Source organism: Novosphingobium sp. 550D (assembly GCF_057401885.1).
Genome location: NZ_CM171613.1, coordinates 634,185 through 655,568 on the forward strand (window position 1 = coordinate 634,185; position 21,384 = coordinate 655,568).

17 protein-coding genes and 1 tRNA gene are annotated in these 21,384 nt (G+C 64.2%); 14 read left to right on the forward strand and 4 right to left on the reverse strand.

What is annotated here, in order from left to right:
- The first annotated feature begins 70 nt into the window (after nucleotides 1-70).
- The 11 genes from AC2S2E_RS03030 to AC2S2E_RS03080 all read left to right on the forward strand — a co-directional run bounded on the left by AC2S2E_RS03030 (nucleotide 71) and on the right by AC2S2E_RS03080 (nucleotide 14,137).
- Entirely contained in the window at nucleotides 71-1,309 is a 1,239-nt protein-coding gene (locus AC2S2E_RS03030; RefSeq protein WP_476106025.1) for an MFS transporter, read from the forward strand.
- 87 nt (nucleotides 1,310-1,396) lie between these two features.
- The gene (locus AC2S2E_RS03035; RefSeq protein WP_486523641.1) at nucleotides 1,397-2,962 is read left to right on the forward strand and encodes an aldehyde dehydrogenase (NADP(+)); all 1,566 of its coding nucleotides are present in this window, start codon (nucleotides 1,397-1,399) and stop codon (nucleotides 2,960-2,962) included.
- Nucleotides 2,963-3,044: 82 nt separating this feature from the next.
- Nucleotides 3,045-3,470, forward strand: coding sequence for a thioredoxin TrxC (gene trxC / locus AC2S2E_RS03040; protein WP_486523642.1), 426 nt, complete (start codon nucleotides 3,045-3,047; stop codon nucleotides 3,468-3,470).
- Complete coding sequence (locus tag AC2S2E_RS03045; protein ID WP_486523643.1) at nucleotides 3,467-3,874, forward strand: group II truncated hemoglobin; 408 nt, start codon at nucleotides 3,467-3,469, stop codon at nucleotides 3,872-3,874. Before trxC ends, AC2S2E_RS03045 begins: the two co-directional genes overlap by 4 nt.
- Nucleotides 3,871-7,419: a hydantoinase B/oxoprolinase family protein gene (locus AC2S2E_RS03050; protein ID WP_486523644.1), complete on the forward strand. Its 3,549-nt coding sequence runs from the start codon at nucleotides 3,871-3,873 to the stop codon at nucleotides 7,417-7,419. The genes AC2S2E_RS03045 and AC2S2E_RS03050 overlap by 4 nt, the downstream gene beginning before the upstream one ends.
- 99 nt (nucleotides 7,420-7,518) lie before the next feature.
- On the forward strand, nucleotides 7,519-8,676 hold the full coding sequence (locus tag AC2S2E_RS03055) for a M20 aminoacylase family protein (protein WP_486523645.1): 1,158 nt from the start codon (nucleotides 7,519-7,521) through the stop codon (nucleotides 8,674-8,676).
- A complete protein-coding gene (locus tag AC2S2E_RS03060; RefSeq protein WP_486523646.1) occupies nucleotides 8,673-9,950 on the forward strand; it encodes an MFS family transporter in 1,278 nt (425 codons plus the stop codon). The genes AC2S2E_RS03055 and AC2S2E_RS03060 overlap by 4 nt, the downstream gene beginning before the upstream one ends.
- A 269-nt stretch (nucleotides 9,951-10,219) precedes the next feature.
- A complete protein-coding gene (cysD, locus tag AC2S2E_RS03065) occupies nucleotides 10,220-11,140 on the forward strand; it encodes a sulfate adenylyltransferase subunit CysD (RefSeq protein WP_476106032.1) in 921 nt (306 codons plus the stop codon).
- Nucleotide 11,141: 1 nt separating this feature from the next.
- Nucleotides 11,142-13,079: a sulfate adenylyltransferase subunit CysN gene (gene cysN, locus AC2S2E_RS03070; protein WP_486523647.1), complete on the forward strand. Its 1,938-nt coding sequence runs from the start codon at nucleotides 11,142-11,144 to the stop codon at nucleotides 13,077-13,079.
- Between the two features lie 45 nt (nucleotides 13,080-13,124).
- A complete protein-coding gene (locus AC2S2E_RS03075; protein WP_172342322.1) occupies nucleotides 13,125-13,376 on the forward strand; it encodes a DUF2061 domain-containing protein in 252 nt (83 codons plus the stop codon).
- A gap of 14 nt (nucleotides 13,377-13,390) precedes the next feature.
- Nucleotides 13,391-14,137, forward strand: a complete 747-nt coding sequence (locus AC2S2E_RS03080) for a 3'(2'),5'-bisphosphate nucleotidase CysQ (RefSeq protein WP_486524532.1) — start codon at nucleotides 13,391-13,393, stop codon at nucleotides 14,135-14,137.
- Here the strand turns inward: AC2S2E_RS03080 and AC2S2E_RS03085 are convergent.
- Nucleotides 14,122-14,892, reverse strand: coding sequence for a helix-turn-helix transcriptional regulator (locus AC2S2E_RS03085; RefSeq protein WP_486523648.1), 771 nt, complete (start codon nucleotides 14,890-14,892; stop codon nucleotides 14,122-14,124). The two genes, AC2S2E_RS03080 and AC2S2E_RS03085, sit on opposite strands and share 16 nt — an antisense overlap.
- Nucleotides 14,893-14,972: 80 nt before the next feature.
- On the opposite strand from AC2S2E_RS03085, the gene AC2S2E_RS03090 reads away from it, so the two are divergent.
- A complete protein-coding gene (locus tag AC2S2E_RS03090; RefSeq protein WP_486523650.1) occupies nucleotides 14,973-15,731 on the forward strand; it encodes a class I SAM-dependent methyltransferase in 759 nt (252 codons plus the stop codon).
- A gap of 47 nt (nucleotides 15,732-15,778) precedes the next feature.
- Here AC2S2E_RS03090 and AC2S2E_RS03095 read toward each other — a convergent pair.
- A tRNA-Gln gene (locus AC2S2E_RS03095) sits at nucleotides 15,779-15,852 on the reverse strand.
- Nucleotides 15,853-16,037: 185 nt separating this feature from the next.
- Here AC2S2E_RS03095 and AC2S2E_RS03100 point away from each other — a divergent pair.
- Together AC2S2E_RS03100 and AC2S2E_RS03105 are read left to right on the forward strand one after the other, a co-directional pair.
- Nucleotides 16,038-17,417 (forward strand): Ppx/GppA phosphatase family protein, encoded by a 1,380-nt coding sequence (locus AC2S2E_RS03100; protein WP_476106036.1) that lies wholly within the window; start codon nucleotides 16,038-16,040, stop codon nucleotides 17,415-17,417.
- Nucleotides 17,414-18,109, forward strand: a complete 696-nt coding sequence (locus AC2S2E_RS03105; protein WP_486523651.1) for an RlmE family RNA methyltransferase — start codon at nucleotides 17,414-17,416, stop codon at nucleotides 18,107-18,109. Before AC2S2E_RS03100 ends, AC2S2E_RS03105 begins: the two co-directional genes overlap by 4 nt.
- A 236-nt stretch (nucleotides 18,110-18,345) precedes the next feature.
- Here AC2S2E_RS03105 and AC2S2E_RS03110 read toward each other — a convergent pair whose 3' ends face one another.
- Complete coding sequence (locus tag AC2S2E_RS03110; protein WP_486523652.1) at nucleotides 18,346-19,122, reverse strand: siderophore-interacting protein; 777 nt, start codon at nucleotides 19,120-19,122, stop codon at nucleotides 18,346-18,348.
- A gap of 227 nt (nucleotides 19,123-19,349) precedes the next feature.
- Complete coding sequence (thrS, locus tag AC2S2E_RS03115) at nucleotides 19,350-21,341, reverse strand: threonine--tRNA ligase (RefSeq protein WP_486523653.1); 1,992 nt, start codon at nucleotides 21,339-21,341, stop codon at nucleotides 19,350-19,352.
- Nucleotides 21,342-21,384: the final 43 nt, after the last annotated feature.

Sequence of the window (21,384 nt, forward strand, 5' to 3'; positions counted from 1 at the left end):
AGCAAGTCTGTGCCGCCCGAAACATTTTCGTGCCTCGACGGCGCAACATGGCGCTGATAGCCGACATGGCATGAAGCACCCCCTGCAATATCGCGATTTCCAGTTTTACTGGCTGGCCCGGCTGACGGCCATGCTGGGGCATAATGCGATGGTCATGGCGCTGGGCTGGGCGGTCTATGATGTGGCGCGGGCCAGTTACGGGGTGCGTGCGGCGGCTTTGCGGCTTGGCCTTGTGGGGCTGGCGCAATTCCTGCCGTTTCTGATCTTCAACCCGATGGCGGGCCTTGTGGCGGATCAATATGACCGGCGCAAAGTCGTGCGCATCGCGCTGATCGGACAATTGGCCTTTCTGATCCCGCTATGCTTTCTGGCGATGAAGGGCGGGCTGTCGCTGGCGGTTTTGTATATTGTGGCTTCTGGGTTTGCCGCATCGCGGGCCTTTTACATGCCGGCGATGAATGCGCTGCTTTCCGCCACGGTGCCGGTCGAAGCGCTGCCGCGCGCGATTGCTCTGGGGGCGATTGCGGGGCGCGTGGGGGGCATTCTGGGGCCGGTGCTGGGCGGATATGCCTATGCGGTTTCGCCGGGCGCGGCCTTTGGCTTTGCCGCCGCGCTGCTGCTGGTCGCCTTTGCCGCCCAGGTCATGATCAGCGCGCAGGCCAGCCATTCACGCGGATCACGCGGTCGCCCGCTCGAATTGATGCGTGAAGGATTGACCTATGTCCGCTCGAACCGCCTGTTGTTCGGCACGATCACACTGGACATGTTCGCGACCTTGCTGGGCGGGGTGACGGCGCTCTTGCCGGTCTATGCGCGTGATATTTTGCATGTCGGCCCGGATGGGCTGGGCCTGTTGCGGGCGGCCTCTTCGGTCGGGGCGCTGGCCACCGCCTTGTTCGTGTCATGGCGCCCGGTGGGCCAACATGTCGGGGCCAAGATGCTGGGGGCGGTGGGCGTCTATGGCGTTTTTACCGTGGTGTTCGGGATTTCGACCTCTTTCTGGCTCTCGGCTTTCTGTCTGGCGCTGCTGGGCGCGGCGGATATGGTGTCGGTGCTGATCCGCCAAACCTTGATGCAGGTGTCCACCCCCGATGAAATGCGCGGGCGCGTGGGGGCGATCTCCACCCTGTTCATTTCGGCCTCCAACGAATTGGGCGAGATGGAATCGGGCATTGCCGCCGCGCTGATGGGCCCGGTGGGCGCGGTGGTGTTCGGCGGGGCGGCCTCTATCGTGATCGCGGCGACATGGGCGCGGCTGTTCCCGGTGCTGCTGGACGCGGACGGATTTCACAACAAACCGGCTGCCTGATCACCGTCAACGACCGGACGGTTGCAAATGGTAGCGCAATCATGGACACAGGCCGCCAACGAATCCCTTTTTGCCAAGGAGCCAATCATGTCCTCTGCCACCACGGGCGCCTATCTGATCGGCGCCCAGCGCCGCACCAGCGCCAACAGCTTTACCGGCATCGAGGCCGCCACCGGCAAGGCGCTGGATGGTGAATTCTCGATCACCCCGGTTGCCGAAATCGACGAAGCCTGCGCGCTGGCCGCCGCCGCCTTTGACACGTTCCGCGAAACCACGCCGGATGCGCGCGCGACCTTCCTTGAAACCATCGCCGCCGCGCTGGAATCACGCGCCGAGGCGATCGTGGCCCGCGCCATGCTGGAAAGCGGCTTGCCGCAGGGCCGGTTGAACGGCGAGCTGGGCCGCACCACGGGTCAATTGCGCATGTTTGCCAAAATCCTGCGCGAAGGCGACTGGGCCGGGGCGATCATCGAGCCTGCCCTGCCCGAACGCCAGCCTTTGCCGCGCCCCGACCTGCGCGCGCGCCAGATCGCCGTTGGCCCGGTTGCCGTGTTTGGCGCCTCGAACTTCCCGCTGGCCTTCTCGGTTGCGGGCGGTGACACCGCCTCGGCGCTGGCCGCCGGTTGCCCGGTGGTGGTCAAGGCCCATCCGGCCCACCCCGGCACCTCGCTGCTGGCCGGTGAAGCGATTGCCGAAGCGGTCGCCGCCTGTGGCCTGCCCGAAGGCGTGTTCAGCCTGGTTCAGGGCACCGGCCATGAAACGGGCACCACGCTGGTGGCCAATCCGCATATTCAGGCGGTCGGCTTTACCGGATCGCGTGGCGGCGGTCTGGCGCTGATGTCGGTGGCGGCCAGCCGTGCGCAGCCGATCCCGGTCTATGCCGAAATGTCCTCGATCAACCCGGTCCTGCTCTTCCCCGCCGCGCTCGCCGCGCGGGCCGAGGAACTGGGCAAGGCTTATGTCGGCTCGCTCAGCCTGTTCGCGGGTCAGTTCTGCACCAACCCCGGCGTGGTGGTGGCGCTCGATGGTCCCGACCTCGACCGCTTCCTTGGCGCGGCCAGCGAAGCGCTGAATGCGGTCCCCGCGCAGGTCATGCTGACGGGCGGCATTGCGGCGGCCTATGCCAAGGGTATCGATGCCCTGACGCAGGCCGATGGCGTGTCGGTTCTGGCCGCGGGCGCCGATGGTTCGGCCCAATGCGGGGCCGCGCGCCTGCTGGCGGTCGATGCGGCGCACTTGCTGGCCAATCCGGCGCTGACGCATGAAGTCTTCGGCCCCTCCTCGCTGGTCATCCGTTGTCAGGATGCCGGGCAGATCGTCGCGGTTCTCGAAAGCCTCGAAGGCCAGCTCACCGCCACGCTGCATATGGACGAGGCTGATTACGCGCTGGCCGCCCCGCTGCTGCCCATTCTGGAGCGCAAGGTTGGCCGAATCCTCGCCAATGGCTGGCCCACGGGCGTCGAAGTGTCGCGCAGCATGGTTCACGGCGGCCCCTTTCCCGCCACGTCCGATCCGCGCACGACATCGGTGGGCGGCATGGCGATCCATCGCTTCCTGCGCCCGGTCTGCTATCAGGCGCTGCCCGATGTGCTGTTGCCCGCCGCGCTCAAGGCCGCCAATCCGCTGGGTCTGCCGCGTCGCCAGTTCGATTGAGTGAGGCCGGCACTGGATTAAGTGCCGATCCGCGCTACATGAACATCCAAAGGCCCGGCGCAAACCGCAGGGCCCAAGGAGCATGATGAGCGAGATCCTGATCTGTCCGCATTGCGGGGGCGCCAATCGCGTGGCGCGCGAAAGGCTGGGCGATGGGCCGCAATGCGGCAAATGCCACAAGAGCCTGTTTACCGGCCACCCTTTACCCGTCGATGCCGCCGGTTTTGCCGCCCATGTTCAACGCGGCACCTTGCCGGTGCTGGTCGATTTCTGGGCGCCGTGGTGCGGGCCGTGCCGTGCGATGGCCCCCGCCTATGAACAGGCCGCCGCCGCGCTCGAACCCTATTTCCGCGTGATCAAGGTCGATACCGAGGCGCAGCAAGCCCTTGGCGCGCAATATGCGATCCGATCGATCCCCACGCTGATGCTGTTGCAGGGCGGACGGGAAATCCGCCGACAAGCCGGAGCCATGGACGCCCGCCGCATCGTGGATTGGGCCAGAGGATGAGCCAAACCCCCTATGATGCCTTTGGCGGCGAGGCCGCGGTGCGCGCGCTGGTCTCGCGCTTCTATATCCTGATGGACACTTTGCCCGAGGCCAAGGCGTGCCGCGATGTGCATCCGCCTTCCCTCGCTCGGGCCGAGGAGAAATTGTTTGAATATCTGACCGGCTGGCTGGGCGGGCCGCCGCTCTATACCGACAAATATGGCCACCCGCGCCTGCGCATGCGCCATTTCGTCGCCCCCATCGGCGGGGCGGAGATCGAAGGCTGGCTCTTGTGCTTCAAACAGGCATGGGCCGAGGTGATCCCGCAATCCCCCCTGTCCGACACGATCCTTGAAAAGATCGAGGCTTTGGGCTGGCACATGGCCAATAAGCCGGAAAGCGCATCAGAGGGCGGGCGCGCTTGAACTGGCAATTCTGGATCGACCGGGGCGGCACGTTCACCGACATTGTCGCCCGCGCGCCGGATGGCACGCTGCGCACAGCCAAATTGCTCAGCGAAAACCCGCAAGCCTATCGCGATGCCGCCACGGCGGGCATTCGACGGATCATGGGCGTCGCGCCGGGCGCCCCCATCCCGCCGGGCAGCATCGATGCCGTCCGCATGGGCACGACCGTCGCCACCAATGCCCTGCTGGAACGCAAGGGCGAGAAGGTGCTGCTGCTGATCACGCAGGGCTTTGGCGATCTGTTGACCATGGGCCACCTTGCCCGCCCGCGCCTGTTCGATCTGGACATCCGCCTGCCCGCGCCGATCCATGACGGGGTGGAGGAAGTGTCGGGCCGGGTCGCCGCCGATGGGGCGATCCTGACGTCCTTGGACGAGGATGCGATGCGCGAGGCCCTGCTGCGCCGCCGCGCACAGGGTTACACCGCCTGCGCCATCGCGCTGATCCATGGCTGGCGCTATCCCGATATGGAGGCGCGTTTGGCAAAACTGGCCCGCGAGGCCGGGTTTACCCAGATCACCCAAAGCCATGAGGCCAGCCGCGCCATCGGCATGGTTGCGCGCGGGCGGACAGCGGTGGTCGATGCCTATCTCTCACCCGTGCTGCGCCATTATGTGGCGCAGGTGGAGGAGGATCTGGGCACGGGCGTGCCGCTCTATTTCATGCGTTCGGATGGCGGCCTATGTGCGGCGGCCGATTTTCAGGGACGCGATGCGATTCTGTCCGGCCCGGCGGGCGGCATTGTCGGGGCGGCGCGCACCGCACAACAGGCCGGGTTTGACCATATCGTCGCCTTTGACATGGGCGGCACATCGACCGACATCGCGCTTTATTCCGGCGCCTTTGAACGAAATTATGAAGCACAGATCGCAGGCGTCGATATTCGCGCCCCAATGATGGCCATCGACACGATTGCGGCGGGCGGCGGTTCGATCCTGCATTACGACGGGTTGCGCATGAGTGTTGGGCCGGACAGCGCCGGGGCCAATCCGGGGCCGGCCTGTTACCGGCGCGGCGGGCCATTGACGATGACCGACGCCAATCTGTTGTGCGGGCGGATTGCGCCGGAGCATTTCCCGGCGATCTTTGGCCCCGATGCCAACCAAGCGCTGGACCGCGAAGCAGTCGAGGCCGGATTTGCCGCCATGGCCGCCCGGATCGGCGGCGGACGCAGCGCGCAGGACGTGGCCGAAGGGTTCCTGCAAATCGGTGTGGCGCAAATGGCCGCCGCGATCAAAAGGCTGGCGCTGGGGCGCGGGGTCGATCTGCGCGATTACACGCTGCAATGTTATGGCGGGGCCGGCGGGCAGCATGCCTGTCTGGTCGCGGCGGAATTGGGCATGGGGTCGGTGCTGGTGCATCCGCTGGCCGGGGTTCTCTCGGCCTATGGCATGGGTCTGGCCGATCGTAGCGCGGCGCGGGGGGCCATGATGGACCGCGCGCTGGATGGGGATGCCATCACGGCGGCGCGGGCATTGGCCGATGATCTTGCCGCCGATGCCTTGGCGGAATTGGGCGGTTCTGGCGAAATCGCCGTCCATCTGCGTCTGCGCTATGCGGGCACGGATACGGCGCTGAGCGTGTTATGGGGCGATGAGGCCGCGATGCGCGCCGCCTTTGCCGCGCAGCATATGGCCCGCTTCGGCTATATTCAGGACCAGCGCCCGATCATCATCAGCGAAGTTCTGGTCGAAGCGCGATTGGAGGCGCAGGTGCCGCCTTCTCTGCCGGTGCCATCGGGTGATGCCGCAAGCCCGCTGGGCAGGATCGCCATCTGGAGCCGGGGTGCAAGCCTGTCCGCGCCGGTCTATGCGCGTGAGGCAATGGGCGTGGGCGCGGTGATTGTTGGTCCGGCGATGATCCGCGAGGGACTTGCCACCACGATTGTCGAACCGGGATGGCAGGCGCGAATGCTGGATGGCGGCGAATTGCTGCTGACCGGGGGCGCGGCGGTGGCGGCGCATGGCGCATCCGATGGCCAACAGGCCGATCCGGTCATGCTCGAACTCTATGCCTCACGCTTCATGGCTTTGGCGCAGCAGATGGGCGAGGTTTTGAAAAACACCGCCACCAGCGTCAACATGCGCGAAAGGCTGGATTTCTCCTGCGCCTTGTTTGATCCGGCGGGGCAATTGATCGCCAATGCCCCCCATGTGCCGGTACACCTGGGCGCGATGGGGGAAAGCGTGCGCTCGATCATGGCGGCGCGCGGGGACGATATGCGCCCCGGCGATGCTTTCGTGATGAACAACCCCTTTAACGGGGGCACCCATTTGCCCGACATCACGGTCATCACCCCGGTCTTTGATGGGGCCGATCTGATCGGTTTTGTCGCCAATCGCGGGCATCATGCCGATATTGGCGGGACCACGCCCGGCTCCACCCCGCCCCATTCGCGCACCCTTGATGAAGAAGGCGTGGTGCTGGATAATATCCTGCTGCTGCGCGATGGCGTGCTGCGCGAAGAGGATATGCGGCGGGCCTTGATGGATGCCCCCTATCCGGCGCGCAATCCGGAGGCCAATCTGGCCGATTTGCGCGCACAAATTGCCGCCAATGCGGCAGGGGCGCGCGATTTGATCGCCATGGCGGCGCGTCATGGGCGGGCGCAGGTGGCCACCTATATGGCCGATGTTCTGGATCAGGGCGAGGCTGAGGTGCGCCGCGCACTGGCCACGCTCAGGGATGGCGCGTTTTCCTGCCTGCTCGACGATGGGCGGGTTTTGCAGGTTTCGCTGCGCATTACAGAGGGCGGCGCACAGATCGATTTCACCGGCACAGGGCCGCGGGACGATGGCAATTTCAACGCTCCGCCTGCCGTCACCCGCGCCGTGGTGCTTTATGCGCTGCGGGCTTTGGTCGGGCGCGATATGCCGCTTAACGATGGTTGCCTGCGCCCGGTGGAGATTATCATTCCACAGGGCAGCTTCCTTGCCCCCACACCGGGCAGCGCCGTGGTTGCGGGCAATACCGAAATCAGCCAGCAGATCGTCAACGCCGTTCTGGCCGCGATGGGGGCCGGTGCAGCGTCACAGGGGACGATGAACAATTTCCTCTTTGGCAATGGCGCGCACCAATATTACGAAACCATCGGCGGAGGCACGGGCGCCGGTCCCGGCTTTAACGGCGCAGGTCCGGTGCAAAGCCATATGACCAACACCCGCATCACCGATCCCGAAGTGCTGGAATGGCGCCTGCCGGTGCGGTTGGAGCGTTTCGGCATCCGGCATGGGTCGGGCGGCGAAGGGCAATGGCGCGGGGGCGATGGAGCGGTGCGAGCCATCACCGCGCTTGAACCCATGGTGGCGACGCTGGTGTCCTCGTCCCGCCATGTCGCGCCCTTTGGATTGCATGGTGGGCAGGACGGAAAGCCCGGCGCGCAATGGGTGCGCCGCGCCGATGGCCGCATCGAAACCATCGCGGGGCGGGCGCAAATCGCGCTGGAACCGGGCGACATGATCACCATCGAAACACCCGGCGGTGGCGGATGGGGGAACATCTGAGCGAATTTACGCCTATCTAGCCACGCGATACCGGATTATCACCTCTGGTTCCCCCGAAGCACCCCCGACGCCCATCGCGGGGTAACAAGGTGTTTGCACATGACCGAACTTGCCGGGCTGATTGCCCCCCTCGTCGCGCTGCGCCGCGATATTCATGCCCATCCTGAACTGGGGTTTGAAGAACATCGCACCGCACGCGTTCTGGCCGAGCAATTGCGCGCCATCGGGTTGGAGGTGCATGAGGGCATTGGCGGGACCGGTGTTGTGGGGGTTTTGCGCGCGGGCAATGGCGCGCGCAGCATTGGTCTGCGTGCCGATATGGACGCGCTGCCCATCGATGAGAAGACCGGCCTGCCCTATGCCAGCACGGTGCCGGGGTGTTTCCATGGTTGCGGCCATGACGGGCATATGGCCATGCTGCTGGGCGCGGCGCAGGCTTTGGCGGCGGACCATGCCGGTTTGGACGGCACGATCCATTTCATCTTTCAACCCGCCGAGGAAGGGCAAGGCGGCGCGAAGGCCATGATCGAGGACGGTCTGTTCGACCGTTTCCCATGCGACCGGGTCTATGCGCTGCACAATTGGCCCAGCCTGCCCGCAGGCACGATTGCCACGCGCGCAGGGCCGATCATGGGCGCGGCCGACCGGTTTTCGATCACCCTGCGCGGCAAGGGTGGCCATGCCGCCATCCCGCACAACGCCAATGACGCGGTTCTGGCCAGCGCCAGTCTGGTGCAGCAATTGCACACGATCGTCTCCCGCTCGATCCCGGCCAGCGCCAATGCCGTGCTGTCGATCACCCAGATCCATGGCGGACAGGCGTTCAACGTGATCCCGCATGAGGTGTGCATCGGCGGCACGGTGCGCACCTTTGATCCCGCCGTTCAGGACCGCATCGAGGCTCGCCTGCGCCAGATCGCGGCGGGCATTGCCGCCAGTTTCGAGGTCGAGGCCAGCGTCGAATATACCCGCTATTACCCCGCCACGATCAATGACGCGCAGGCCGCAGAAGATGCGTTGAGCGTAGCCGCCACCGTGGGCAAGGCCCTGCGCGCGCCGGAACCGGAGGCGACCTCGGAAGACTTTTCCTTCATGCTTCAGGCCCGCCCCGGCGCCTACATCTGGCTGGGGCAAGGGGTGGGTGACAATCCGCCCCCGCTGCACAATCCGCATTATGATTTCAACGATGGGGTGATGGAAACGGGCATCCGCCTGCATCTGGCCCTTGTACAACATTGGTTGGGGAATGCGGCGTGAGCGAGAAGAAGCAGGGCAGCATCGGCGCCATCGTCGCGGCCAGCAGCGGCAATCTGGTCGAATGGTTTGATTTTTACATCTACGCCTTCTGCTCGATCTATTTCGCCGGGGCCTTTTTTCCCAAGGCCGACCCCACCGGGCAATTGCTGAATACGGCGGGGGTGTTTGCCGCAGGGTTCCTGATGCGGCCCATCGGGGGCTGGTGGTTCGGGCGTTTTGCCGACCGGCACGGGCGGCGCCTGTCGCTGGTGATTTCGGTGGTGACGATGGCGGCGGGGTCTTTGGCCATTGCCTGTTTGCCCACTTATGCCTCGATCGGCGTGTTGGCCCCGGCGCTGCTGGTCGCGGCGCGGCTGGTGCAGGGTTTTGCGCTGGGCGGCGAATATGGCACGGCGGCCACCTATATGAGCGAGATCGCCACCGAAGGGCGGCGCGGGCTTCTGTCATCCTTTCAATATGTTACGCTGGTGGGCGGGCAATTGCTGGCAGCAACACTGGTGGTTATCCTGCAATCGCTCCTGCCTGAAAGTGAACTCAAGGCCTGGGGCTGGCGCATTCCCTTTGTGATCGGGGCGCTGGCGGCACTGGTCGCTCTGGCGGCACGGTCGCGCTTGGAGGAAAGCGGCAGCAGCGAGGCGCGCGAAAGCGAGGAAGCGGGCAGCCTGATCGCTCTGCTGCGCCAGCATCCGCGCGCCTTCCTTTCGGTGCTGGGCTTTACGGCGGGCGGATCTTTGGCCTTTTACACCTTCACCACCTATATGCAGAAATATCTGGTCAATTCGGCGGGCCTGCCGATCACCACGGCCAGTCGGGTGATGACGGTCAGCCTGTTCATCTTCATGATTGTCCAGCCCGTCATGGGCGCGTTGTCGGACCGGATCGGGCGGCGGGCCAATATGCTGATTTTCAGCGGGGGGCTGGCGGTGCTGACCGTGCCGCTGATCGCGCTGCTGGAAAAGGCCGGGTCGCCGGTGATGGCCGGGGCGCTGATCTGTGTCGCCATGGTGCTGATGAGTTTTTACACATCGGTCGCTGGCATCATCAAGGCCGAGCTGTTTCCCACGCAAGTGCGCGCACTGGGCGTGGGTTTTTCCTATGCCGTGGCCAATGCCATTTTTGGCGGCAGCGCGGAATATGTCGCCCTGTGGTCCAAACAGGCGGGCCACGAGGGCGCGTTCTATTGGTATGTCAGCGCGATGATGGTCATGGTTTTTCTGGTCAGCCTGAGCCTGCCGCGCCGCGCGCCCTATCTGGGGGCCGATACGAAGGATTGAGCGCGGCCATTTGTAAACTCCGCCCAAAGAGGCGGAGTTGTCCCGCACCGGCCCTCTCCCCCGGCCCTGCCACCCACAGGGTACACTATACGGGTGGCAGGGCCGGGGGAGAGGGCCGGTGCCGTGGGAAATCGCGGAGGCGATTTCCCAACCCCGTAAAAGATCGCTTTGGCAGGCAATAGAAAAGCCATGGGGCCAATTTCACTCCGCCGCGTGTAGTAGGCTGCGCAAAGCCCATATCGGCGCACGTCAAGTTTCTGGAGTGATTCATGTCCCAAGGTTTGGCCAGATCCACGCTCACCCATCTGGAGCGTCTGGAGGCCGAGAGCATCCACATCATCCGCGAGGTGGTGGCCGAGGCGGAAAACCCGGTGATGCTTTACTCTGTGGGCAAGGACAGCGCGGTGATGCTGCATCTGGCGCGCAAGGCGTTTTATCCCGCGCCGCCGCCCTTCCCGTTGCTGCATGTGGACACGACGTGGAAATTCCGCGCCATGTACGAATTGCGCAACAAGATGGCCGAATTGTCGGGCATGGAGCTGCTGGTCTATCAAAACCCGGAGGCCAAGGAGCGCGGGATCAACCCGTTCGACCATGGCGCTCTCCACACCGACATGTGGAAGACCGAAGGGTTGAAGCAGGCGCTGGACAAGTACGGTTTCGACGCGGCCTTTGGCGGCGCACGCCGTGACGAGGAAAAGAGCCGCGCCAAGGAGCGCATCTTTTCGTTCCGCACCGCATCGCATGGCTGGGATCCGAAGAACCAGCGCCCGGAATTGTGGAACCTCTACAACGCCAAGAAGGCCAAGGGCGAGTCCATCCGCGTCTTCCCGATCAGCAACTGGACCGAGCTGGACGTGTGGCAATACATCCATCTGAACAACATCCCCATCGTGCCTTTGTACTTTGCCGAGGAACGCCCGACGGTGGAACGCGACGGCATGCTCTTGATGGTGGACGATGACCGCTTCCCTCTGCGCGAGGGCGAAGTGCCGGTGATGCGTTCGATCCGTTTCCGCACCTTGGGCTGCTATCCGCTGACGGGTGCGGTGGAAAGCCGCGCCAAGACCTTGCCCGAAGTCATTCAGGAAACCTTGCTGACCACCACCAGCGAGCGGCAGGGGCGCGCCATCGACAAGGATGCGGGCGGCGCAGGCATGGAAGTCAAAAAGCAGCAGGGGTATTTCTGAGATGACCGATCCGGTTTACGTCGTCGACTCGCTGATTGCCGAAGACATCGACGCCTATCTCGACACGCATCAGCACAAGACGATGCTGCGCTTCATCACCTGCGGGTCGGTGGACGACGGCAAATCGACGCTGATCGGGCGCTTGCTCTATGATTCCAAGATGATCTTTGAAGATCAGCTTGCCGCGCTGGAGGCCGATTCCAAGAAGGTCGGCACGCAGGGTCAGGGGATCGATTTCGCCCTGCTGGTCGATGGTCTGGCCGCAGAGCGCGAACAGGGCATCACGATCGACGTGGCCTATCGCTTCTTCAACACCGAAAAGCGCAAGTTCATCGTGGCCGATACGCCCGGCCATGAGCAGTACACGCGCAACATGGTGACGGGCGCCTCGACGGCGGACCTCGCCGTGATCCTGATCGACGCGCGCAAGGGCGTGCTGACGCAAACGCGCCGCCACTCGTTCCTTGCGCATCTGATCGGCATCCGCAACATCGTGCTGGCGGTCAACAAGATGGATCTGGTCGATTATTCCCAGACCCGCTTTGACGAGATCGTCGCCGATTACCGTGCCTTTGCCTCCAGCATCGGGATCGAGGATTTTGTCGCGCTGCCGATTTCCGGCTATATGGGCGACAATATCACCACGCTCTCGGACAACACGCCCTGGTATGCCGCCCCGGCCTATTTCGGGCGCAGTCTGGTCGATCACCTTGAAACGGTCGAGGTCGACACCACGCGGGATCTGGCCAAGCCTTTCCGCATGCCGGTGCAATGGGTCAACCGCCCCAACCTCGATTTCCGCGGCTTTGCGGGCCTGATCGCCAGCGGCAGCGTGAAACCGGGCGACGCCATCCGCGTGCTGCCCAGCGGCAAGACCAGCACGGTCGAACGCATCGTCACGCTGGACGGCGATCTGGATGAGGCCGTCGCGGGTCAATCCGTCACGCTGACCTTTGCCGATGAAATCGACTGCTCGCGCGGCGATGTCATCGCTCTGGCCGACAATCCGCCGCAGGTCGCCGATCAGTTCGAGGCCAGCATCGTGTGGATGGCCGACAGCGCGCTCATTCCGGGCCGCGCCTATTGGCTGAAAATCGGCACGCAGATGGTGTCGGCCACGGTGCAGGCGCCCAAATACACGATCAACGTCAACACGATGGAACATTGCGCGGCGAAAACGCTGGAGCTGAACGCCATCGGTGTGGCCGAGATCACCACCGACCGCCCGATCACGTTTGAACCCTACGGCGAAAACCGCGCGCTGGGCGGCTTCATCCTGATCGACAAGATCGGCAACAGCACGGTTGCGGCCGGCATGCTGCATTTCAGCCTGCGCCGCGCCCAGAACGTGCATTGGCAGGCGCTGGACATCACCCGCGAGGCCCGCGCCGAAATCAAGAACCAGCGCCCCGGCGTGCTGTGGTTCACCGGCCTGTCGGGTTCGGGCAAATCGACCATCGCCAATCTGGTCGAGAAAAAGCTGCATGCTTTGGGCAAGCACACGTTCCTGCTGGATGGCGACAATGTGCGCCATGGGCTGAACAAGGATCTGGGCTTTACCGAGGCGGATCGCATCGAAAACATCCGCCGCGTGGGCGAGGTTGCGCGCCTGATGACCGATGCGGGCCTGATCGTGCTGACCGCGTTCATCAGCCCGTTCCGCGCCGAACGCGATCTGGCGCGCAGCCTGACGCCCGAAGGCGAGTTCTTCGAGGTCTTCATCGACACGCCGCTGGACGTGGCCGAGGCGCGTGACGTCAAGGGTCTGTACAAAAAGGCCCGGTCGGGCGCGCTCAAGAACTTCACCGGGATCGACAGCCCCTATGAAGCGCCGGAAAACCCCGAAATCCGCATCGACACGACCAAGATCAGCCCGGCCGATGCCGCCGAATTGATCGTGGCAAAACTGCTCGGTGACTACTGGATGCCGGAAATCTGAGCCGCTATGCAGTCGGGCATAATAAAGCTGGGAGTGAAGTAGAAGATGTTGCTCTTCAATGGCCATGAGACCCATAGCCGCTCGCTGATCAAGGGGATCAGCTGGCGCGTGTTGGGCAGCATCGATACGTTCATTCTCAGCTGGCTGTTTTCGGGCAATGCCAAGACGGCGGGCGCCATCGCCAGCACCGAGATCATCACCAAGGTGGCGCTGTACTATTTCCACGAACGTGTGTGGAGCTCGATCAACTGGGGCGCAGAGCGTGCCGCCCCCAACGACCCCGCGGCGGAAATCTGAACATGCCCGATCTTATGTCCGACGCCGATCTGGCCGCCGAACTGGCGCGTGTTGCCGGGCAATTGCTGATCACCGTGCGCGACAGCGGGATGGTGACGGGCAAGGCTCTGGGCAAGGCAGGGGACGCCACCGCCAACCAGTTCCTCGTCCACGCCCTGCGCCAGCAGCGCGCGCAGGATGGCCTGTTGTCCGAAGAGGAAAAGGACAATTTCGAGCGGCTGGATCAGTCGCGCGTATGGATCGTCGACCCCGTCGACGGCACCCGCGAATATGGTGAGGCGCGGGCCGATTGGGCCGTCCATGTGGGCCTTGCGGTCGATGGCGCGCCGGTGCTGGGCGCGGTGGCGCTGCCCGGCGCGGATGCCGTTTATCGCAGCGATGCGCCAGTGGCCGTCCCCCCCGCACCCGACGTGCTGCGCATGGTGGTCAGCCGCACCCGCCCCGCCGCCGAGGCCGTGTTCGTGGCCGGTGAACTGGGCGCCGAATTGGTCCCCATGGGCAGCGCGGGCGCGAAAGCCATGGCCGTGATCCGGGGCGAGGCCGACATTTACCTCCATTCGGGCGGACAGTTCGAATGGGACAGTTGCGCACCGGTTGCGGTCGCTCTGGCCCATGGCCTGCATTGCAGCCGGATCGACGGGTCGCCGCTGGTCTATAATCAGCGCGACACCTACCTGCCCGACCTGCTGATCTGCCGCCCTGAACATGCGGCGCGGGTTCTGGCCGAAGTGGTGCGATTTCAGGATCAGGCCAAAGGCTGAAGCACCACCAGCCGGAAATCGCCGCGCTCTACCTCGGCCAAAGTGTGCTGGGTAAAGCGCAGCGGCCCGCGTGCAGGATGCTGGAACAGGCGCGCCCCGCCCTCGCGCGCCAACACCTTTTGCCGACCCCATGCGTCGCGAAAGGCATCGCTATTTACCGATAACCATTCGATCATCGCCGCCACACGCGGATCACCCAGCACCCGCCCGTAATCCCGCCGAAATTCAGCCAGAACGCGGTGGCACCGATCTTCCCAATCGGGCAGCAGGGCGCGGGCCTGAGCATGGGTGAAGATGTAGCGCAGGAGGTTGGCCGGTTCATCGTCAAACAGGCCCACAAACAGCTCGCGCGCCCCCGCATTGGCGCAGCATACTGTCCATGAAGGGTCCAGCCCATAGGCGGGCCATGGCACGGCCTTTACCATCGCCTCAATCGCGGCGGGCGCCTGCGTGGCGGGCAGGAAGGGATCGCGCGGGTCCTGCCTTGCCGCCAGAGTAAAAAGATAGGCCCGCTCCGCCCCGGTCAGGCTCAAACCCTCGGCCAGACGCGCCAGGGTTTCGGCTGAGGCGCGCACGGGGCGCCCCTGTTCGATCCACGTCACCCATGTCACGCTGATCCCGGCGCGGGCGGCCAACTCCTCTCGGCGCAGACCGGGTGTGCGGCGTCGGCGGCGTTCTGGCGTATCGGGCGCGATGCTTTCCCGGCGCGCACGGACAAAGGCGCCCAGCAGATTGCGATGATCTTCATCCAGCATGGCAAGCCTTATAACAGGATAATTATATCCATTGTAACAGTCTAAATTCACCAGCATCCGGGCGGCGAAGGAGAAACACCATGACCACCCACCACGACGCCCTGGTCCAGCAACAGTTCGGCACCACCGCCCGCGATTACGTCACCAGCACCACCCATGCAAAGGGCGAGGACCTGATCCGCATCGCCGCCATCACCGAACAGGCACAGCCAGTCCACGCGCTGGATCTGGGCTGTGGCGGGGGGCATGTCGCCTATGCGATGGCCGATCATGCGCAATTGGTCACCGCCTGCGATCTGTCCTCCGACATGCTGGAGGCGGTAGAGGCCGAAGCCGCGCGGCGCGGCATCACCAACATCGCCACCACCCGCGCCGCCGCCGAAGACCTGCCCTTTGCCGACGACAGTTTCGACTTTCTGGCCTGCCGCTTTTCCACCCATCACTGGCGCGACGCGTTGCGCGGCCTGACGGAGGCGCGGCGCGTGTTAAAGCCGGGCGGACGGGCGATATTTGCCGATGTCATCGCCCCGGTGCTGGCCGCCGCCGACACCCATTTGCAGGCGATCGAGGTTCTGCGTGACCCGTCCCATGGCCGCAATTACAGCGCCCGCGACTGGCACGCCATGTTGACGCAAGCGGGCTTTGCCGTCGAATCGGTCCACGAAGGTCGCTTGCGCATGGAATTTGCCGACTGGACCGCCCGAATGCGCACGCCGCCGCCCGCCAAGGCCGCGATTCGCCACATACAATCGCTGATCAGCCGCGAAGTGGCCGAGCATTTCGAACTGGAGGCCGATGGTTCCTATACGCTGGATACGATCACGATTTGCGCGATCTGAACCCTTTGTCGGGAAGGGCGAAGTATCAGCGATTTAGGGAGAAGAACTGGATGCCCTGCAAGGATTCGAACCTCGATAGACGGAATCAGAATCCGTAGTCTTACCATTAGACGACAGGGCAATGCCGTTCGGTGGAGCGGGCCTCTAATGCGATGCTTTTGCCCCGTCAAGAGGAAAATGCATCGCGCAAGGTGCCGCCGCCATCATCATCCGTATCAGCCATTGCCCCAAAGGCTTGTCGGCGCTAGCATGGAGAGTGACGATACCCGCGTATCTCGCGGGATGCATGATTTTTGAGAATTACACATGGCGGATCAACCTCCGCCGGACACGCCAGCCAAGGTTCACAGGCGCGGGGAAAAGTCTAGGCGCCGAGCGCGAAAGCATCGCGCCGCCGCCCCGCGCAAGGACCAGAGAGTAGACGTAACCGGCGGCAAGCCCGAAGGCGCAGTCGTGCCCGCGGGACAGAGCAATTCAGGGGCGGCGGACGCCCCCACCTCGCGGCGCAGCGCAAGGCGCAAACGCGGGGCCAAGGCGCGTGAACGCAGCGTAGCGGCCCAGACCGCCGCCAGAGCCAATCCCAAGCCCTCCGGCAACAGGCAAGGCGGCAAGGGGCAGGCCAAGCCGGCAGAGGCCCAGCCCCCGCGTCCGGCGCCCTATTTCCCCGGCGCCTATGGCCAATCCTATGCCGCGATCGACCTTGGCACCAACAATTGCCGCCTGTTGATCGCGCGGCCTTCGGGCGACAGCTTTGTCGTGGTCGATGCGTTCAGCCGGGTCGTGCGCCTTGGCGAAGGACTGGCGCAGACCGGGCGCCTGTCGGATGCGGCGATGGAGCGCGCGCTGGGCGCCTTGCGCATTTGCGGCGATAAATTGCGCCGTCGCGGCGTGGCATTGGCGCGTTCCGTGGCCACCGAAGCATGCCGCCGGGCCAGCAACGGACAGGAATTCATCGAACGGGTTCGCCGCGAAACCGGCATCGCGCTCGACATCATTTCCGCGCGTGAAGAAGCGCGGCTTGCGGTGCTGGGTTGCCACATCCTGATCGAACCGGGGCCGGGACCGGCGCTGGTGTTCGACATTGGCGGCGGGTCGACCGAACTGGTGTTGATCGAACATCGCGACGATGGCGGCGTGCCGCATATCCTTGACTTCGTCTCGATCCCCTATGGTGTTGTATCGTTGACCGAAAGTTGCCGCGAAGAGGTCGATTCGCCGCGGGAACGGGCCGAACGTTATGCCGAGATGCGCGCACTGGTCGATGATGGCTTTGCCGCTTTTGCGGCACGCATCGCCCCGTTGCGCGAAGGACTGGTCCACGATCACCTTGAACATAACAGGGGGCCGCTGCGCCTGCTGGGCACCAGCGGGACAGTGACGACGCTGGCCAGCGTCCATCTCGACCTGCCCCATTACGACCGCAGCGCGGTGGACGGATGCATCGTCCCCGCGGCCAGCATGCGCGGCATAAGCCAGCGTCTGTCGAGCCTGAGCGTGGCCGGGCGGCGCGAAGTGGCCTGTATCGGGCGTGAGCGGGCCGATCTGGTGGTGGCGGGTTGTGCTATCCTCGAATCGATTCTCGATCTATGGCCGGCGGCGCGCCTTGGCGTGGCCGACCGCGGCATCCGTGAAGGCATTTTGCGCAGCCTGATCGGCATCACTCACAATAAAGGAGGCCCGGCATGAGCCGTTCCGGCCGCGACCCCACCACCCGACTGAAAAGCGCCAAGGGCCGTACCGCGTCGCAAACCCGCTGGCTGCAACGCCAATTGAACGACCCCTATGTGAAGAAAGCCAAGGCGGACGGATACCGCAGCCGCGCGGCCTATAAGCTCATTGAACTGGACGACAAATTCGGTCTGGTGAAAGGCTCGCGCCGCGTGGTTGATCTGGGCGTGGCGCCCGGTGGCTGGACGCAGGTGGTACGCCAGCGCGCGCCTCAGGCGGGCGTCGTCGGCATCGACCTGTTGCCCACCGACCCGATCGAGGGCGCGATCCTGTTCGAAATGGACTTCATGGCCGACGAGGCCCCCGATGCGTTGATGGAGGCGCTGGGCGGGCGGCCGGATCTGGTGATCTCGGACATGGCCGCCAACACCGTGGGCCACAAGCAAACCGACCACCTGCGCACGATGGGCCTTGTGGAAACGGCTGTGGACTTCGCTGTGCATAACCTGTCGAAAGGCGGTGCATTCGTGGCCAAAGTTTTCGCGGGCGGGACCGATCCGGGGCTGCTGAACATTCTCAAGCGCCACTTTACCACCGTAAAGCACGCCAAGCCGCCCGCGAGCCGCAAGGATTCGTCCGAGTGGTATGTAATCGCGCAGGGGTTCAAGGGGACTGTGGCCGAATTGGAAGCCGGTCAGGAAGAAGAATGAAATGCGAGGGTCTCGACCCTCGCGCTCCCGTTACTGTCTGCGTTGCGCACAGGGTCGGCGTTTCGTGTCGGACGCGCCGTTGAGATTATAAAGCCTGCGGCGCGGATAGACTTGAGCCCACCGCGCCGCAGGCTTTAACACAATCGCACACCTGCGATTCTGCCGCACCCCATTAATGGGATTGCAAAGGGCCCCCGCCCTTTGCCCGCCGGAGGCAAAACTTCAAAAAGCTCCCGTTAATCCTCAATCCCCCCATGGCTGTCGGCCACGCCGCGCGTCCAATAGCCCGCTGCCTTCACCCACTCACGCGGATGGCCCAGCGTATCGACGACATAGGCCTTTACCGCCCGCGCCATTTCGGTTTCGCCCGCGATAAAGACGAAGCCTTCGCCGGCGGGCAGATCCACCCCGCCCAGCGCCGCGATCAGGCGGGCGGCGTCATCCTTGCCCCCGCTTTGCGCGCCATTACGGTGGGCCCAGAGGCCCTGCCATGCGGATTTTGCGTCGAACACCTGCTGGCTGTCGGCACCATCGACCACGACGGCGGTGATGACGGGAACGTCGGCGCGCAATTCTTCGGTGCGGCGCCCGATCGAGGGCAGCGCGGTTTCATCGCCGATCAGCAGATACCAATCGAAATCATCAGGCACGACCGCCGATCCGCGCGGCCCGCCAATGTCGAGCGTATCGCCGGGCGCGGCTTTGATGGCCCATTTCGTGGCCGGGCCTGCCTCGTGAATGGCGAAATCGATCACCAGCACGCCAGCGGCCTTGTCGAAACGGCGGGGGGTGTAATCGCGCATCAGGGGCTTTACTTCGCCCGGCGCCGGGAAAAACAGCTTGATGTGATCATCGGGCGAGACGCTGGCGAAATCATGCAGGTCGTCGCAGAAAAAGGTGATGCGGCGCATGTTGGGGCCAAGCGCCTCGATGGTTTGCACGGTCAGCGTGCGGCGGCGGATTTCGTGACGCAGGCGGGTGACTTGATGGCGGGGGGCGGTGTCGGTGTTCATGATGGCTTTCCCTTTTGGCGGAAGGTGGGAGGGCAGGTGGCGGCGGCGCAGGATTTCGAGATGGGTCATCATGAAGCAGCCTGTTCCTGAATCGCTACGTTTCATTCAAGATATATCTTAACGGACAAAACGCAAGCCCCCTCGCACCGTTTTTTGCGAACCCATCGCAAAAACAAAAACGGCGCCCGAAGGCGCCGTTACCGTGTCCTGTAAAAATTCTTCTCCGATCAGCGCAGATCGGGCGGGGTCGCCTCACCCTTCAGCAGCGCAATCGCCTCGGCCAAAGGCATGAACTTCTGCTGCTGCTCGCCCAGAATGCGGACCGCCACGGTGCCTTCTTCGGCCTCGCGCTTGCCGACAACCAACAGGTAGGGCACCTTTTTCAAGGAATGCTCGCGCACCTTGTAATTGATCTTCTCGTTGCGCAGATCGCTTTCCACGCGAATGCCCGCCGCCTTCAACTGGGCCACAGCGTCCTGCGCATAGCCATCGGCGTCCGAAACGATGGTGGCCACCACCGCCTGCACCGGGGCCAGCCACACCGGCAGCTTGCCCGCGAAATGCTCGATCAGAATGCCGATGAAGCGCTCATACGAACCAAGGATCGCGCGGTGCAGCATGACCGGGCGATGCTTTTCGCCATCCTCGGCGATATAGGCCGCGTCCAGACGCTCGGGCAGCACGCGGTCCGACTGGATCGTGCCGCACTGCCACGTCCGGCCAATGGCGTCGGTCAGATGCCATTCCAGCTTGGGCGCATAGAAAGCCCCCTCACCCGGCAGCTCTTCCCAGCCATATTCCTCGGTGGCAAGACCCGCATTGACCACCGCGTCGCGCAGTTCCGTCTCGGCCAGGTCCCACATTTCCTCGCTGCCGAAACGCTTTTCCGGGCGCAGCGCCAGCTTGATCGAATAGGTGAAGCCAAAGTCCTTGTACACGCGGTCGGCCAGTTGGCAGAAGGCGCGCACTTCCTCGACGATCTGATCCTCGCGGCAGAAGATGTGGCCATCGTCCTGCGTGAACTGGCGCACGCGCATGATGCCGTGCAGCGCGCCATGCGGCTCGTTGCGGTGGCAACAGCCCATTTCGGCCAGACGCAGCGGCAATTCGCGGTACGATTTGATGCCCTGACGGAAGATCAGCACATGCGCCGGACAGTTCATCGGCTTGAGCGCCATCCAATCGGCGTCCTTCGAGACGATGGGACCATCATCCTCGGTATTGGGCGCCTCGTCGGGGATGACGAACATGTTTTCGCGGTATTTGCCCCAGTGGCCGCTCTGTTCCCACTGCTTGGCGTCCATCACCTGCGGGGTCTTGACCTCCTGATAGCCGGTGCCGTCAATGGCGCGGCGCATATAGGCCTCCAGCTCGCGCCAGATCAGATAGCCCTTGGGGTGCCAGAACACGCTGCCATGCGCTTCGGATTGCAGGTGGAACAGGTCCATCTCGGCGCCCAGCTTGCGGTGGTCGCGCTTGGCGGCCTCCTCAAGGCGCAGCAGATGGGCGTCGAGCTGCTTCTTGTTGAGCCAGCCCGTGCCATAGATGCGCGAAAGCATCGCGTTCTTCTGATCGCCGCGCCAGTATGCGCCCGACACGCGGGTCAGCTTGAAGGCCGCCGGGTCCAGCTTGCCGGTGCTGGGCAAATGCGGCCCCTTGCACATGTCCAGCCAATCATCGCCAGACCAATAGACGGTCAGCTCTTCATCTTCGGGCAATTCGGCGGCCCATTCGGCCTTGAAGCTCTCGCCCTGCTGCTTCCAGCGCGAAATCAGTTGTTCACGGCTCCACACTTCGCGGCGCAGCGGCTTGTTGGCGGCGATGATCTTGCGCATCTCCGCTTCGATTGCGGGCAGGTCATCGTCGGTGAAGGGGCGATCCTTAGGCGCGAAGTCGTAATAAAACCCATCATCGGTCGACGGGCCAAAGGTGATCTGCGTGCCGGGAAACAGCGCCTGCACCGCTTCGGCCAGAACGTGGGCGAAATCGTGCCGCGCCAGTTCCAGCGCGTCCTTCTCATCCTTGCCCGTCACCAGCGCCAGTTGCGCATCGCCCGTGAAAGTTCGGGTGAGATCGACCAGTTCGCCATCAATGCGCGCGGCAATCGCGGCCTTGGCCAGGCCTGGGCCAATCGCGGCCGCAACGTCGGCTGGGGTCGAGCCCGGCGCCATCTCGCGCACAGAGCCATCGGGAAGGGTGATTTTGAGCATGTCAGACATGGGCCAAGCCCTTAGCGCCCGCGCGGCCAAGGCTCAACAGCAA